Genomic DNA, 14,233 nt, shown 5'->3' on the forward strand with positions numbered 1-14,233 from the left:
AATCTGTGTCTAACGCTAACCCTGTGGGAGCTGGCTTGCCTGCGATGGCATCACCGCGGTGTACCTGTTCAACCGAGTCGCCGGCATCGCAGGCAAGCCAGCTCCCACAGGTGCCCGCTTAACTGTCCAACGCTTTGTATTTTTCGCGCAGGTGGTTACGAATCCACACCGCCGACAGGTTGAGCGTGGCGATCACCAGCACCAGCAACAGCGCGGTGGCGTACACCAGCGGCCGCGCGGCCTCGACGTTGGGGCTCTGGAAGCCGACGTCATAAATGTGGAAGCCCAGGTGCATGATCTTCTGGTCCAGGTGCAGGTACGGGTAGTTGCCGTCCACCGGCAGCGACGGCGCCAGTTTCACCACACCCACCAGCATCAGTGGCGCCACTTCACCGGCGGCCCGGGCCACGGCGAGGATCATGCCGGTCATCATCGCCGGGCTGGCCATTGGCAGCACGATCTTCCACAGCGTTTCCGCCTTGGTTGCGCCCAGTGCCAAAGAGCCTTCACGTACGGTGCGAGGGATGCGCGCCAGGCCTTCTTCGGTGGCCACGATCACCACCGGCACTGCCAGCAGCGCCAGGGTCAGGGACGCCCACAGCAGGCCAGGCGTACCGAAGGTCGGTGCCGGCAAGGCTTCGGCGAAGAACAGCCGGTCGAGCGAGCCGCCCAGTACGTAAACGAAGAAGCCGAGGCCGAACACGCCGTAAACAATGGCAGGCACACCGGCCAGGTTGTTCACCGCGATGCGGATGATGCGGGTCAGGGTGTTCTGCTTGGCGTATTCACGCAGGTACACCGCCGCCAGCACGCCGAACGGGGTCACAATCATCGCCATGATCAGGGTCATCATCACGGTGCCGAAGATCGCCGGGAAGATCCCGCCTTCGGTGTTGGCTTCCCGTGGGTCGTCGCTGAGGAATTCCCAGACCTTGCTGAAGTAGAAGCCGACCTTGGTCAGGTAGCCCATGGCGTTCGGCTGGTAAGCGTGCACCACCTTGCCGATGCCGATTTCGATTTCTTTGCCGTTGCCATCGCGGGCGGTGAGGCTGTCGCGGTTGAACTGGGTGTGCAGGTCCGCCAGGCGGGCTTCGATGTCTTTGTAGCGGTTGTTCAGCTCGGCGCGGCCGCTGTCCATGTCGGCTTGGGCGGTAGCGTCCAGCTTGCCTTCCAGCTCCAGCTTGCGACCGTGCAGGCGGATGCGTTCGAGGCCGGCGTTGATCGCGCCGATGTCGGACTTCTCAAGGGTCTTGAGCTGGGCCGCGAGCTTGTTGACGCGGTCGACACGGGCTTGCAGTTCCGGCCAGGCGGCCTCGCCTTCAGCGATGACCTTGCCGTCCTGTTTGACGTTGACCAGGGTGCCGTAGAAGTTGCCCCACTCACGACGCTCGATGGTCATCAGCTCGACAGGCTTGGTCTGGTTGGTCAGCCACTCGCCGACGATCCAGGTGAAGTCGTTGCCGTTCAAGTCACGGTTGCCGACCTTGATCAGCTCGCGGGTCATGAACTCCGGGCCCTGGTCCGGCACCGGCAAGCCGGCGCTTTTCAGGCGCTCGCGGGGCACTTCTTCTTTCTGCACCACTTCGCCGATGACAATGTGGTTTTCCTGGCCCGGCACGTTGTAGTTGGCCTGGATCAGGTCGGCCGGCCAGAAGTGGCCCAGGCCACGCACGGCAATCACGGCCAGCAAACCAATGGTCATGATGACCGCGATGGACACCGCGCCACCGCTGATCCAGACGCCCGGGGCGCCGCTCTTGAACCATCCATTCAGGGAGTTCTGTTTCACAGACTTCTACCTTTCTTAAAGCGACGAGTATTTCTTGCGCAGACGCTGACGGATCAGCTCGGCGAGGGTGTTCATGATGAAGGTGAACAGCAGCAGCACCAGCGCCGAGAGGAACAGCACGCGGTAGTGGCTGCCGCCGACTTCCGACTCGGGCATTTCCACCGCGACGTTCGCCGCCAGGGTGCGCAGGCCTTCAAACAGGTTCATCTCCATCACCGGCGTGTTACCGGTGGCCATCAGCACGATCATGGTTTCACCTACCGCACGGCCCATGCCGATCATCAGCGCCGAGAAGATGCCCGGGCTGGCGGTCAGGATCACCACGCGGGTCATGGTCTGCCATGGCGTGGCGCCCAGGGCCAACGAGCCCAGGGTCAGGCCGCGTGGCACGCTGAACACGGCGTCTTCGGCGATGGAGTAGATGTTCGGGATCACCGCAAAACCCATGGCCAGGCCGACGACCAGGGCGTTGCGCTGGTCGTAGGTGATGCCCAGGTCGTGGGAGATCCACATGCGCATGTCGCCGCCGAAGAACCAGGTTTCCAGGTACGGGCTCATGTACAGCGAGAGCCAGCCCACAAACAGGATCACCGGGATCAGGATCGCGCTTTCCCAGCCATCCGGGACCCGCAGACGGATCGACTCCGGCAGGCGGCTGAAGATGAAGCCGGCCACCAGGATGCCGATCGGCAGCAGCATCAGCAGGCTGAAAATCCCCGGCAGATGCCCTTCCACATACGGCGCCAGGAACAGGCCGGCGAAGAAGCCGAGGATCACTGTCGGCATCGCTTCCATCAACTCGATCACCGGCTTGACCTTGCGGCGCAGGCTCGGGGCCATGAAGTAAGCGGTGTAGATCGCAGCGGCAACCGCCAGTGGCGCCGCCAGCAGCATGGCGTAGAACGCGGCCTTCAGGGTGCCGAAGGTCAGCGGGGCCAGGCTCATCTTGGGTTCGAAGTCGGTGTTGGCGGCGGTCGATTGCCAGACGTATTTAGGCTCGTCGTAGTTTTCGTACCAGACCTTGCTCCACAACGCGCTCCAGGACACTTCCGGGTGCGGGTTGTCCAGCAGCAGCGGTTGCAGCTTGCCGCCGGCTTCGACGATCACCCGGTTGGCCCGTGGCGACATGCCGAAGATCCCGGTGCCCTCGACCACCGGGTCCACCAGCAGCGTGCGGTGGGCGGTGCTGTGGAACACGCCGAACTTGCCGGAGGCGTCGAGGGCGGTGAAGCCTTTGCGACGTTCTTCAGCGGTGATTTCAACGATAGGCGCGGTGCCCATCTGGAAAGTACGAATCTGCTTCAGACGCTGTTCGCCGTCCGGGTCACGGGCCATGAACCACTGCGCCAGGCCGCCGCTGGAGTTACCGATGATCAGCGAGATGCCGCCCACCAGTTGGGTGCTGGCGGTGACTTGCGCAACGCCGTCTTCCAATAATTTGTATCGACCGTTGAGGCTGTTGTCCCGCAGGCTGAACACGTCGGCCTGGGCGCGGCCGTTGATCACGTACAGCCACTGCTGGCGCGGATCGACGAAAATGGCTTTCACCGGCTCGGTCATTTGCGGCAGTTCGATGCGCTTCTGCTCGGTAGTGACTTCCTCGGTCATCATGTTTTCTTCACGGCTGATAGACAGCACGTTCAGATGGGCGCCGCTGGAACCGGCCACCACCAGCGTCGAGTCGGTAGCATTCAAGGCTACGTGCTCAAGGGAACGACCTTGTTCGTCGAGGACGATCGGCGTTTCGCCGTAAGGGTATTCAATGGCGGGCGAGATGGTCTTCTTGCCGTCCGGGTACGACACTTTATAGGTATGGCGGAACACCAGGGACTGGCCGTTGGACAGGCCGAGGATCACCAGCGGGCTGCCCGGCTGGTCCTCACCAATGGAAGCAACTGTCACACCGGCCGGCAATGGCAGGTCAACGCGCTTGAGTTCGGCCCCTGTATCAACACTGAAGAACAGTGCCTGGCCCTTGTCGGAAACCCGCATCGCGACCTGGTTCTGTTCTTCCATGGAAATCATCAGCGGCTTGCCGGCGTCCTGCAGCCAGGCCGGCGTCAGGGCCTCTTCCTTGGTCAGGTTGGCGCCGTGGAACAGCGGCGCGACCACGTAGGCAAGAAAGAAGAAGATCAAGGTGATCGCGCCCAGCACGGCGAGGCCGCCAATCAGCACGTACCAGCGGGTCAGGCGATCCTTGAGCGCGCGGATTCGGCGCTTGCGTTGCAGCTCAGGCGTATTGAAATCAATGCGCTTGGGGGGAGAAGTCGTCGTCATGGTGGAATTGGCCAGATCATTCATGCGCACACCCTAGCGATCCTGTATGACAGAAAGATGACAATGCAGTGACGCAAGAAATCCGCCGCGCAGCGTAGCTGGCAGCAGACTGAAAAATGGGAGGCGAGGTCCAGGTCCTGCAGACCCCGCCCAGGTCTTGAACCGCGGCTAAACCCCGGCTCAAGACAAGTTTACCGGCGGCTTATTTGCCACCTTCTTTCAGGCCCAGGTCAGCCAGTGCCTTGGCGGCAACTTTGGCTGGCAGCGGGATGTAGCCGTCTTTCACTACCACTTCCTGGCCCTGTTTGGACAGAACCAGCTTCACGAACTCGGCTTCCAGCGGGGCCAGAGGCTTGTTCGGGGCTTTGTTGACGTAAACGTAGAGGAAGCGCGACAGCGGGTATTTACCGTTCAGGGCGTTTTCTTCGCTGTCTTCGATGAAGTCAGTGCTGCCTTTCTTGGCCAGGGCCACGGTTTTCACGCTGGCGGTTTTGTAACCGATGCCCGAGTAACCGATGCCGTTCAGCGAGGAGCTGATGGACTGCACAACCGACGCCGAACCTGGTTGTTCGTTCACGTTAGGTTTGTAGTCGCCTTTGCACAGGGCTTCTTCCTTGAAGTAGCCGTAGGTGCCGGACACCGAGTTACGACCGAACAGTTGCACTGGCTTGTTGGCCAGGTCGCCGGTCACGCCCAGGTCGCCCCAGGTCTTGACGTCAGCTTTGGCGCCGCACAGACGCGTCGAGGAGAAGATCGCGTCGACTTGTTCCATGGTCAGGTGCTGGATCGGGTTGTCCTTGTGCACGAACACGGCCAGGGCATCCACGGCAACCGGGATAGCGGTTGGCTTGTAGCCGTACTTCTGCTCGAAGGCAGCCAGTTCGGTGTCCTTCATCTTGCGGCTCATCGGGCCCAGGTTGGAGGTGCCTTCAGTCAGCGCAGGAGGTGCAGTGGCGGAGCCGGCGGCCTGAATCTGGATGTTGACGTTCGGGTATTCCTTTTTGTAACCCTCAGCCCACAGGGTCATCAGGTTTGCCAGGGTATCGGAACCAACGCTGGACAGGTTGCCCGACACACCAGTGGTCTTCACATAAGCCGGAATGGCCGGGTCAACACCAGCGGCTACCGCGTTAGCGGTCGCAACGCCAGCAGCGACAAAAGTCATTGCCGCCATCAAACGTTTCAGTTTCATGCCTTGCTCCTAGCAGATAGGGATAATTGGATCGGGGCCAAGTATCGGTAGGCCGTGTGAACACTCTATGTCCGTAATATGACAATTAGATGAAAGGCCATCATTCATGAAAAACCTGACAGGAAGGGGCAGTTCAATAAATTCGGGGGCTTGCGAGGAGGTTGAAGCGATAGGAGCGACGTACCAGAAATACTCTGTAATCCATGATCGTTCCTACGCTGGTGCGTAGGAACGATCTTCAACTAGCGGCTTACCGCCCGCGCTTCCACAGATAAGCACCCACCAGCATGCCCATGGTGCAGATCACTGCCACGTAGTACGCCGGGCCCATCGGGCTTTCCTTCATCAGCAGCGACACCACCAGCGGCGTCAGGCCGCCGAACACCGCGTACGCCACGTTGTAGGAGAACGACAGACCGCTGAAGCGCACCACTGGCGGGAAGGCTTTCACCATCACGTAGGGCACCACGCCGACCGTGCCCACAAACAGGCCGGTCAGGGTATACAGCGGGAACAGCCAGTCAGGATGATTGGCGAGGCTGTGGTACAGCGTCCAGGAAGTTGCCAGCAGCAATGCGCAACCGGCGATCAGCACACGGCCCGCACCGAAGCGGTCAGCCAGGGCGCCGGAAATGATGCAACCAATGCTCAGGGTAACGATGGCCAGGCTGTTGGCTTGCAGCGAAACAGTCGGGCTGAAGTGGTAGACGGTCTGCAACACGGTCGGGGTCATCAGGATCACGACGACGATGCCGGCCGAGAGCAACCAGGTCAGCAGCATCGACAGCACGATGGCCCCACGGTGATCACGCAACACCGCGCGCAAGGGCAGTTCAGCCGCCAGGGTCTTGCGCTGCTGCATCTCGGCGAAAATCGGGGTTTCATGCAGCCAGCGACGCAGGTACACCGACAGCAGGCCAAACACACCGCCCAACAGGAAAGGAATCCGCCAGGCGTAATCCGACACCTGCTCCGGGCTATAGAGGGTGTTGATGGCGGTCGCCACCAGCGAACCCAAAAGGATGCCCGCCGTCAGGCCGCTGGTCAGGGTACCGCAGGCATAACCGATATGACGCGGCGGCACGTGCTCGGACACGAACACCCAGGCGCCCGGCACTTCACCGCCAATCGCTGCGCCCTGAATCACGCGCATCAGCAACAGCAGGATCGGCGCCCACAGGCCGATCTGTGCGTAGGTGGGCAGCAGGCCCATGATCAGGGTCGGCACGGCCATCATGAAGATGCTCAGGGTGAACATTTTCTTGCGCCCCAGCAGGTCGCCGAAGTGCGCCATGATGATCCCGCCCAGCGGCCGCGCCAGGTAGCCTGCGGCGAAGATGCCGAAGGTCTGCATCAAGCGCAGCCATTCGGGCATGTCGGCGGGGAAGAACAGCTTTCCGACCACCGTGGCGAAAAACACGAAAATGATGAAGTCGTAGAACTCCAGCGCCCCGCCCAAGGCAGACAGCGACAGGGTTTTGTAGTCGTTGCGGGTCAGCGGGCGCGAAGGTTGCGCGCTGCTTGCGGGCACGGAGGACATGGCAAGGCTTCTCTTATAGTAGTCAGGACGGCAAGCCCGGGACTTGCGGCAGGCTTGGCAAGATAGCAAATCGCTTGAAAAAGCACAGCGTTGAGCAGTTAACAGTTCAGATGAGCGAAATATTCCCGTCGCAGACGTGCAATTAACATGAGCAGGAGCACAGTTGCCGGAAAAAGCCGCGATACAGCGTCTATTTACCGACCAAATGAGCCGCAGGAGGTCGTCGTGGCGCCGACGGCTCGATATACTCGGCCATTGCAAGCGCCAGACCCGCATCCTTGAGGGGCTGCTGTGCCAAAACGCCGTTGGCTGCCCGCCAGCCGATTTGGCAGAGTTTCCCTTTAGTACGCCTTACGAGAAACGCATCGAGCGGTGTATGTTGGTGCTGAAACGTTTTTCCAGAAGACGGCTATCCACTTGAAATACCCATGAAGCGTCACGGGTCAGAGGCACCGGCATGATCGAACTCGAACAAGAAGATCCTATCCCGCAAGGCGATCTCGCCCTGCAAATCACCGCACTCCCGCGTGAAACCAACGGTTTCGGCGACATCTTCGGCGGCTGGCTGGTCGCGCAGATGGACCTGGCCGGCACGGCCATGGCGAGCAAGGTTGCCGGAGGCCGCGTGGCGACCGTAGCGATTGACCGCATGGCATTCCTGGTGCCAGTGGCAGTCGGCGCACAGTTGTCCTTCTATACCCAGGCCCTGGAAATCGGCCGCAGCTCGATCCAGATGATGGTCGAAGTGTGGAGCGACGACCCGCTGTCCAGCGAATGGCGCAAGGTCACCGAGGCGGTGTTTGTGTTCGTTGCCATCGACGGCAGCGGTCGCACCCGGTCGGTTCCGTCGCGGGCGCGTTAAACATCGCGACGTTTTGACGGTCCATTGCCCCATTGTCTGCCATTGAGAGCGCGTGCCTATGTCTACACCCAACGTTGAAACCGTAAAACTGGATGAGCTGAACGCATGGCGCATCCGCCATAACGGCGCCGAATTGGTGGTGGCCCAGCAAGGCGCACATATCGTCAGTTACCAGCGCACCGGCGAGAAGCCGCTGATCTGGCCCAACGACGACGTGGTGTTCAAGAAAGGCAAAGGCATTCGCACCGGTGTGCCGGTGTGCTGGCCGTGGTTTGGTGTATTCGACCGCAACCCGCAAAGCGTCAAGGCCATGTATCAGGGTGACGAGCCGGCGGGCGCGCATGGTTTCGTGCGGACCGCCGACTGGGCGTTGGTGGGCGTTGAAGCTGAAGGCACGGCACTGCGCGTGGAGCTGGAACTGCCGGTGCCCGAAGGTGGCTTCCCAGGCTGGCCCCATCAGGTCGACCTGAAGATGAGCCTCCTGCTGGATGATCAGTTGCACATCCGCCTGACCAGCCACAACCACGGCACCGAGACCGTCAGCCTCAGCCAGGCACTGCACAGCTACTTTGCGGTCAGCGATGTGCGCAAGGTGCAGGTCGAAGGTTTGGACGGCCTGGCCTATATCGATACCGCCGACGGCTGGACCCACAAGCAACAATCCGGGCTGTTGCACTTCACCGCCGAGACCGACCGCATCTACCTCGACACGCCGGCGCAGCTGAACATTGTCGATAAAGACTGGCAACGCCGTGTTCAGCTCACCAGCACAGGCTCGCGCTCGACGGTGATCTGGAACCCGTGGACCGAACGTGCCAAGGCCTTCAGCGACATGGCCGACGACGGCTGGCAGGGCATGCTCTGCATCGAGACCGCGAATGTGCTGGACGATGTGGTGACACTGGCGCCGGGCGAAAGCCACACCTTGGGCGTGAGCATCAGCGGTATTGCCCTGTAAACCCAATCAAATGTGGGAGCTGGCTTGCCTGCGATAGCGGAGTATCAGGCGACAGAGATGTCGACTGTCAGGCCCTCATCGCAGGCAAGCCAGCTCCCACATTTTGAATGGCGTCGCGGCTTACAAGTCCGACTCTTTGACCACCCGCACTTTCCCCGCATCCAGCGCATAGGCCGCATCGGCCAGGTCGTTGTTGACCTTCTCCACCTTCAGCGTGCCCGTCACCCACAGCGGCGTGTAGATATCATCCAGCTTCAACCCCTTGGGATAACGCACCAGCACCAACTGGTTGGGCGGCGGTGGCGGCACGTGGATGCACGCGCCCGGGTAAGGCACCAGGAAGAACAGCGTGCTGCGGCCCTTGGCGTCGGTTTCGAGTGGCACGGGGTAGCCGCCGATACGGATGTTCTTGCCGTTCATGGCGGCCACGGTCTTGGTCGAATACATCACCGCCGGCAAACCCTTGCTCTGCTTCAGGCCGCCCTTGGCCGTGAAGGTGCCTTGGGCTTCCGGGGAGTTGTGGTCGATTTCGGGCATTTCTTCGAGGGCTTTCTGGTCCGACTTGGGCATCAGTTCCAGCCAGTCGGTTTCCGGCAGTTCGCCAGCGTGCGCCAGGCCAGAGCCCAGCAAGAGGAGAGTCAACAGAAGACGGCGCATGGAGAGGCTCGGCAAGGATTACAGTGCCGGCATTCTAGCCCTCTGCGCCTGCGCAGCGCAGAGGGCTTGGTCGCTAAATTACTTCTTTCTCAGCAGACCGTAGATCACCAGCAACACGATCGCACCGATCAGTGCACCGATAAAGCCTGCGCCCTGGCCTGCCTGGTAGATACCCAGTGCCTGGCCACCATAGGTTGCAACCAGCGAACCGGCGATACCCAGCAGGATGGTCATGATCCAGCCCATGCTGTCGTCGCCTGGCTTCAGGAAACGCGCCAGCAGGCCAACGATCAAGCCGATAAAGATGGTTCCAATGATACCCATGGCATTTCCCTCTGAATGAAGTGAACTCAGTCAAAGCCTAGTCAGACTTTGGCTTCCTGCAATCAGAGGGTGGCGGGTACCAATGGTTCCCGCCCCGCCTTGGCTTATTGCTCGGCGATCAGCGCTTCGACCTTGAGGATCTGCGCTTGCAGCGTCGCGCGGTCCTTGCAACGCAGGTTGGCGTGGCCGACCTTGCGCCCGGCCTTGAAGGCCTTGCCGTAGTGATGCAGGTGGCAGTCATCGATCGCGATCACACGCTCAACCGGCGGTACCACGCCGATGAAGTTGAGCATCGCGCTCTCACCGACCTTGGCCGTGGAGCCCAACGGCAAGCCCGCCACCGCCCGCAGGTGGTTTTCGAACTGGCTGCACTCGGCGCCTTCGGTGGTCCAGTGCCCGGAGTTGTGCACGCGCGGGGCGATTTCGTTGGCTTTCAGGCCACCGTCGACTTCAAAGAACTCGAACGCCATCACGCCGACGTAATCCAGCTGCTTGAGCACACGGCTCGAATAATCTTCGGCCAGGGCTTGCAGCGGGTGATCGGTGCTGGCCACGGACAGCTTGAGGATGCCGCTGTCGTGGGTGTTGTGCACCAGCGGGTAGAAGCGGGTTTCGCCATCGCGGGCACGCACGGCGATCAGCGAGACTTCACCGGTGAACGGCACGAAGCCTTCCAGCAGGCAGGCGACGCTGCCCAGCTCGGCGAAGGTACCGACCACATCGGCAGCGCTGCGCAGCACTTTCTGGCCCTTGCCGTCGTAACCCAGGGTGCGGGTTTTCAGCACGGCCGGCAGGCCGATGGAGGCGACTGCAGCGTCCAGGTCGGCCTGGGACTGGATGTCGGCGAAGGCCGGCGTCGGGATGCCCAGGTCCTTGAACATGCTCTTCTCGAACCAGCGGTCGCGAGCGATGCGCAAGGCTTCGGCGCTCGGGTACACCGGCACGAACTGCGACAGGAAGGCCACGGTTTCAGCCGGGACGCTTTCGAACTCGAAGGTCACCAGGTCGACTTCATCGGCCAGTTGGCGCAGGTGGTCCGGGTCGCTGTAGTCAGCCCGCAGGTGTTCACCCAGCGCCGCCGCGCAGGCGTCTGGCGCCGGGTCCAGGAAAGCGAAGTTCATCCCCAGCGGCGTACCCGCCAGGGCCAGCATGCGGCCCAGTTGGCCGCCACCGATTACACCGATTTTCATCGTCAACAACCTCAGGCAATGCGTGGGTCTGGATTGTCCAGGACGCTGTCTGTCTGCTCAGCCCGGAATTTTTTCAGTGCCGCATGGTACTGCGGGTGCTTGGCACCGAGGATGCTGGCGGACAGCAATGCTGCGTTGATCGCGCCGGCCTTGCCGATCGCCAGGGTGGCCACCGGAATACCGGCAGGCATCTGCACGATGGACAACAGCGAATCCACGCCCGAGAGCATCGACGACTGCACCGGTACGCCCAGCACGGGCAGGTGAGTCTTGGCTGCACACATGCCTGGCAGGTGAGCTGCACCGCCGGCACCGGCGATGATCACCTCGATGCCACGGGATTCTGCTTCATCGGCATACTGGAACAGCAAATCCGGAGTGCGGTGGGCGGAAACCACCTTCACTTCGTAGGGAATGCCGAGTTTTTCCAGCATATCGGCGGTGTGGCTAAGGGTGGACCAATCGGACTTGGAGCCCATGATCACGCCAACCAATGCACTCATCGTCGTGCCTCTTCTCTCTGGGCGCCCGCAGGCGCGTCAAAAAACAACAAGCCACGCGGGAAATCCGGCGTGGCTTGGTGTACGAATTAAGGCCGGTTGGACCGGCCGAAGGCCGCGCAGTATACCGTAATAATGCAGATAAACAGCCCCTGGAATGACCATCTGTCTAGCGGGGCAAAGCGGCGGTTTTATTGACTTTCAGGTCAGCGAAAACACCGCAAAACCCTGTAGGAGCTGGCTTGCCTGCGATAGCGGTGTATCAGCCAACATTTCAGGCGCTGACCCACCTCAATCGCAGGCAAGCCAGCTCCCACATTTAACCGCGTTCAGCCGCCGGATTCTGCGCCGCCCCCCCTTCCAGCTTGCGCCACAGCAACCGCACATTCGCCTTGCGCACCAGGGCGCAGCGGTACAAACGAATCTCCAGCGGCACATGCCATTGTGGGCCGCCGCACACCACCAGTTCGCCCCGCGCCAACTCCGCCCGCACGCTCAACTGCGGCACCCAGGCAATGCCCAGGCCTTCGAGGGCCATGCTTTTCAGGCTGTCGGCCATGGCGGTTTCATAAATGGTGGTGAAACGCAGCGCCCGTTGACGCAGCAACAGGTTTACCGAACGCCCGAGAAAGGCGCCGGCACTGTAGGCCAACAGCGGCACACTGCCTTCGCCTTCGAGGTCGAACAGCGGCTTGCCGTCGGCATCGGCGGCGCACACCGGCAGCATCTCGGTGTTGCCCAGGTGCAGCGACGGGAAGATCTCCGGGTCCATCTGCATCGCAGCGTCCGGGTCGTAGAACGCCAGCATCAAGTCGCAGCCGCCTTCGCGCAACGCATGCACAGCGTCGCCGACGTTGGTGGCGACCAACCGGGTGGCGATGTTCAATCCTTCATTACGCAACTGAGCGATCCAGCGCGGGAAGAAGCCCAGCGCCAGGGAGTGCGCCGCCGCCACCTGCATGACTTCGCCCTGCCCGCCTTCCAGGTGATGGAGGTGGCGCAGTACCTCGCCGAGCTGCTCGACCACGGTACGCGCGGTGACCAGGAACAACTGCCCCGCCGCCGTCAGCTCGACCGGCGTGCGCGAGCGATTGACCAGGGTCAGCCCCAGCGCCGCCTCCAGGCTGCGGATGCGCCGACTGAACGCCGGCTGGGTGACAAAGCGCCGCTCAGCCGCCTGGGAGAAGCTGCGAGTGGCCGCCAGGGCGCTAAAGTCTTCCAGCCATTTGCTTTCAAGGTTCATCACATCCTCCCGGGGCACGCACCATTTTGGCACACACGTCCGTCATGGTAACGGGGTCACACCGACATTATGCCGTTTATGCATAGGCCAGTGTTTAACAGCATTGGCCCAAAACCTCCCGCAAGCCTAGCATTCACAGCATTCCGGCCTAGCCCGGGTCCATATCGAGATGATTTCCGTCATGTCCTCCGCTGCATCTTTCCGCACAGAAAAAGACCTGCTTGGCGTACTCGAAGTACCCGCTCACGCGTATTACGGCATCCAGACCCTGCGAGCGGTGAATAACTTCCGCCTCTCGGGCGTTCCGATTTCGCATTACCCGAAATTGGTGGTCGGCCTGGCAATGGTCAAGCAAGCGGCCGCTGACGCCAACCGCGAGTTGGGCCAGCTCAGCGAAGCCAAGCACGCTGCCATCAGCGAAGCCTGTGCCCGCCTGATCCGCGGCGATTTCCACGAAGAGTTCGTGGTGGACATGATTCAAGGCGGCGCTGGCACTTCAACCAACATGAATGCCAACGAAGTCATCGCCAACATCGCGTTGGAGGCCATGGGCCACAACAAGGGCGAATACCAATACCTGCACCCCAACAACGACGTGAACATGGCGCAGTCGACCAACGACGCCTACCCGACCGCGATCCGCCTGGGTCTGCTGCTGGGCCACGACGCACTGCTGGCCAGCCTCGACAGCCTGATCCAGTCGTTTGCGGCCAAGGGTGAAGAATTCAGCCACGTCCTGAAAATGGGCCGTACCCAGCTGCAAGACGCCGTGCCGATGACCCTCGGCCAGGAATTCCGCGCCTTTGCCACCACCCTCGGTGAAGACCTGGCCCGCCTGAAAACCCTGGCACCCGAGCTGTTGACCGAAGTGAACCTGGGCGGTACTGCCATCGGTACCGGCATCAACGCCGACCCGCGTTACCAGGCCCTGGCCGTTCAACGCCTGGCCACCATCAGCGGCCAGCCGCTGGTACCGGCTGCCGACCTGATCGAAGCCACCTCCGACATGGGCGCCTTCGTACTGTTCTCCGGCATGCTCAAGCGTACGGCGGTGAAGCTGTCGAAGATCTGCAACGACCTGCGCCTGCTGTCCAGCGGCCCACGCACCGGCATCAACGAGATCAATCTGCCGGCCCGCCAGCCAGGCAGCTCGATCATGCCCGGCAAGGTCAACCCGGTAATCCCGGAAGCCGTGAACCAGGTGGCGTTCCAAATCATCGGTAACGATTTGGCGCTGACCATCGCGGCCGAAGGCGGCCAGCTGCAACTGAACGTGATGGAGCCGCTGATCGCCTACAAGATCTTCGACTCGATCCGCCTGCTGCAACGCGCCATGGACATGCTGCGCGAGCACTGCATCGTCGGCATCACTGCCAACGAAGCCCGCTGCCGCGAGCTGGTGGAACACTCCATCGGCCTGGTCACCGCGCTGAACCCGTACATCGGCTATGAAAACGCCACCCGTATCGCCCGTATCGCCCTTGAAAGCGGCCGCGGCGTGCTGGAACTGGTGCGCGAAGAAGGCTTGCTCGACGACGCCATGCTCGACGACATCCTGCGCCCCGAAAACATGATTGCCCCACGTTTGGTCCCGCTGAAGGCCTAAGCGTTTGTTGCACCGCTCACCAGGTTGAGGGACTAGACACCTCTCACCTTTTGAGGGCCTGAAGGCTCGTTCTTCAGGCCCTTTTTTTTGCCTCA

12 protein-coding genes are annotated in these 14,233 nt (G+C 61.5%); 3 read left to right on the top strand and 9 right to left on the bottom strand.

Features of this window, described 5'->3' with window-relative positions; all coding sequences use genetic code 11:
* Nucleotides 1–118 precede the first annotated feature (118 nt).
* The 4 genes from pstA to JFV30_RS28510 form a co-directional block, all read right to left on the bottom strand.
* Nucleotides 119–1,789 carry a phosphate ABC transporter permease PstA gene (pstA, locus tag JFV30_RS28495; RefSeq protein ID WP_201125723.1) on the bottom strand — a complete coding sequence of 557 codons (1,671 nt, stop codon included), beginning with the start codon at nt 1,787–1,789 and terminating at the stop codon, nt 119–121.
* Between the two features lie 15 nt (nt 1,790–1,804).
* Nucleotides 1,805–3,838: an ABC transporter permease subunit gene (locus JFV30_RS28500; RefSeq protein WP_177324989.1), complete on the bottom strand. Its 2,034-nt coding sequence runs from the start codon at nt 3,836–3,838 to the stop codon at nt 1,805–1,807.
* A gap of 430 nt (nt 3,839–4,268) precedes the next feature.
* A complete protein-coding gene (locus JFV30_RS28505; protein ID WP_003213401.1) occupies nt 4,269–5,258 on the bottom strand; it encodes a phosphate ABC transporter substrate-binding protein PstS in 990 nt (329 codons plus the stop codon).
* 250 nt (nt 5,259–5,508) lie between these two features.
* Nucleotides 5,509–6,798 carry an MFS transporter gene (locus tag JFV30_RS28510; RefSeq protein ID WP_010168327.1) on the bottom strand — a complete coding sequence of 430 codons (1,290 nt, stop codon included), beginning with the start codon at nt 6,796–6,798 and terminating at the stop codon, nt 5,509–5,511.
* A 457-nt stretch (nt 6,799–7,255) separates the two neighbouring features.
* Between JFV30_RS28510 and JFV30_RS28515 the strand changes: the two genes are divergently transcribed.
* Together JFV30_RS28515 and JFV30_RS28520 are read left to right on the top strand one after the other, a co-directional pair.
* Nucleotides 7,256–7,660: an acyl-CoA thioesterase gene (locus tag JFV30_RS28515; protein ID WP_003176975.1), complete on the top strand. Its 405-nt coding sequence runs from the start codon at nt 7,256–7,258 to the stop codon at nt 7,658–7,660.
* A 58-nt stretch (nt 7,661–7,718) separates the two neighbouring features.
* Nucleotides 7,719–8,618, top strand: a complete 900-nt coding sequence (locus JFV30_RS28520; protein WP_201125724.1) for a D-hexose-6-phosphate mutarotase — start codon at nt 7,719–7,721, stop codon at nt 8,616–8,618.
* A gap of 120 nt (nt 8,619–8,738) precedes the next feature.
* Here the strand turns inward: JFV30_RS28520 and JFV30_RS28525 are convergent, their stop codons facing one another.
* The 5 genes from JFV30_RS28525 to JFV30_RS28545 all read right to left on the bottom strand — a co-directional run bounded on the left by JFV30_RS28525 (nt 8,739) and on the right by JFV30_RS28545 (nt 12,532).
* On the bottom strand, nt 8,739–9,275 hold the full coding sequence (locus tag JFV30_RS28525) for a DUF3299 domain-containing protein (protein WP_010168335.1): 537 nt from the start codon (nt 9,273–9,275) through the stop codon (nt 8,739–8,741).
* Nucleotides 9,276–9,353: 78 nt separating this feature from the next.
* Complete coding sequence (locus JFV30_RS28530; protein WP_010168336.1) at nt 9,354–9,599, bottom strand: GlsB/YeaQ/YmgE family stress response membrane protein; 246 nt, start codon at nt 9,597–9,599, stop codon at nt 9,354–9,356.
* A gap of 104 nt (nt 9,600–9,703) precedes the next feature.
* Nucleotides 9,704–10,789 carry a 5-(carboxyamino)imidazole ribonucleotide synthase gene (locus tag JFV30_RS28535; RefSeq protein WP_201125725.1) on the bottom strand — a complete coding sequence of 362 codons (1,086 nt, stop codon included), beginning with the start codon at nt 10,787–10,789 and terminating at the stop codon, nt 9,704–9,706.
* Nucleotides 10,790–10,800: 11 nt separating this feature from the next.
* Nucleotides 10,801–11,292 carry a 5-(carboxyamino)imidazole ribonucleotide mutase gene (purE, locus tag JFV30_RS28540; RefSeq protein ID WP_201125726.1) on the bottom strand — a complete coding sequence of 164 codons (492 nt, stop codon included), beginning with the start codon at nt 11,290–11,292 and terminating at the stop codon, nt 10,801–10,803.
* 316 nt (nt 11,293–11,608) lie between these two features.
* Nucleotides 11,609–12,532: a LysR substrate-binding domain-containing protein gene (locus JFV30_RS28545; RefSeq protein WP_010168340.1), complete on the bottom strand. Its 924-nt coding sequence runs from the start codon at nt 12,530–12,532 to the stop codon at nt 11,609–11,611.
* Nucleotides 12,533–12,713: 181 nt separating this feature from the next.
* On the opposite strand from JFV30_RS28545, the gene aspA reads away from it, so the two are divergent.
* Nucleotides 12,714–14,138, top strand: coding sequence for an aspartate ammonia-lyase (gene aspA / locus JFV30_RS28550; RefSeq protein ID WP_201125727.1), 1,425 nt, complete (start codon nt 12,714–12,716; stop codon nt 14,136–14,138).
* Nucleotides 14,139–14,233 lie beyond the last annotated feature (95 nt).

The sequence above is a fragment of the Pseudomonas sp. TH32 genome (genome assembly GCF_016650855.1).
Lineage (GTDB): Bacteria > Pseudomonadota > Gammaproteobacteria > Pseudomonadales > Pseudomonadaceae > Aquipseudomonas.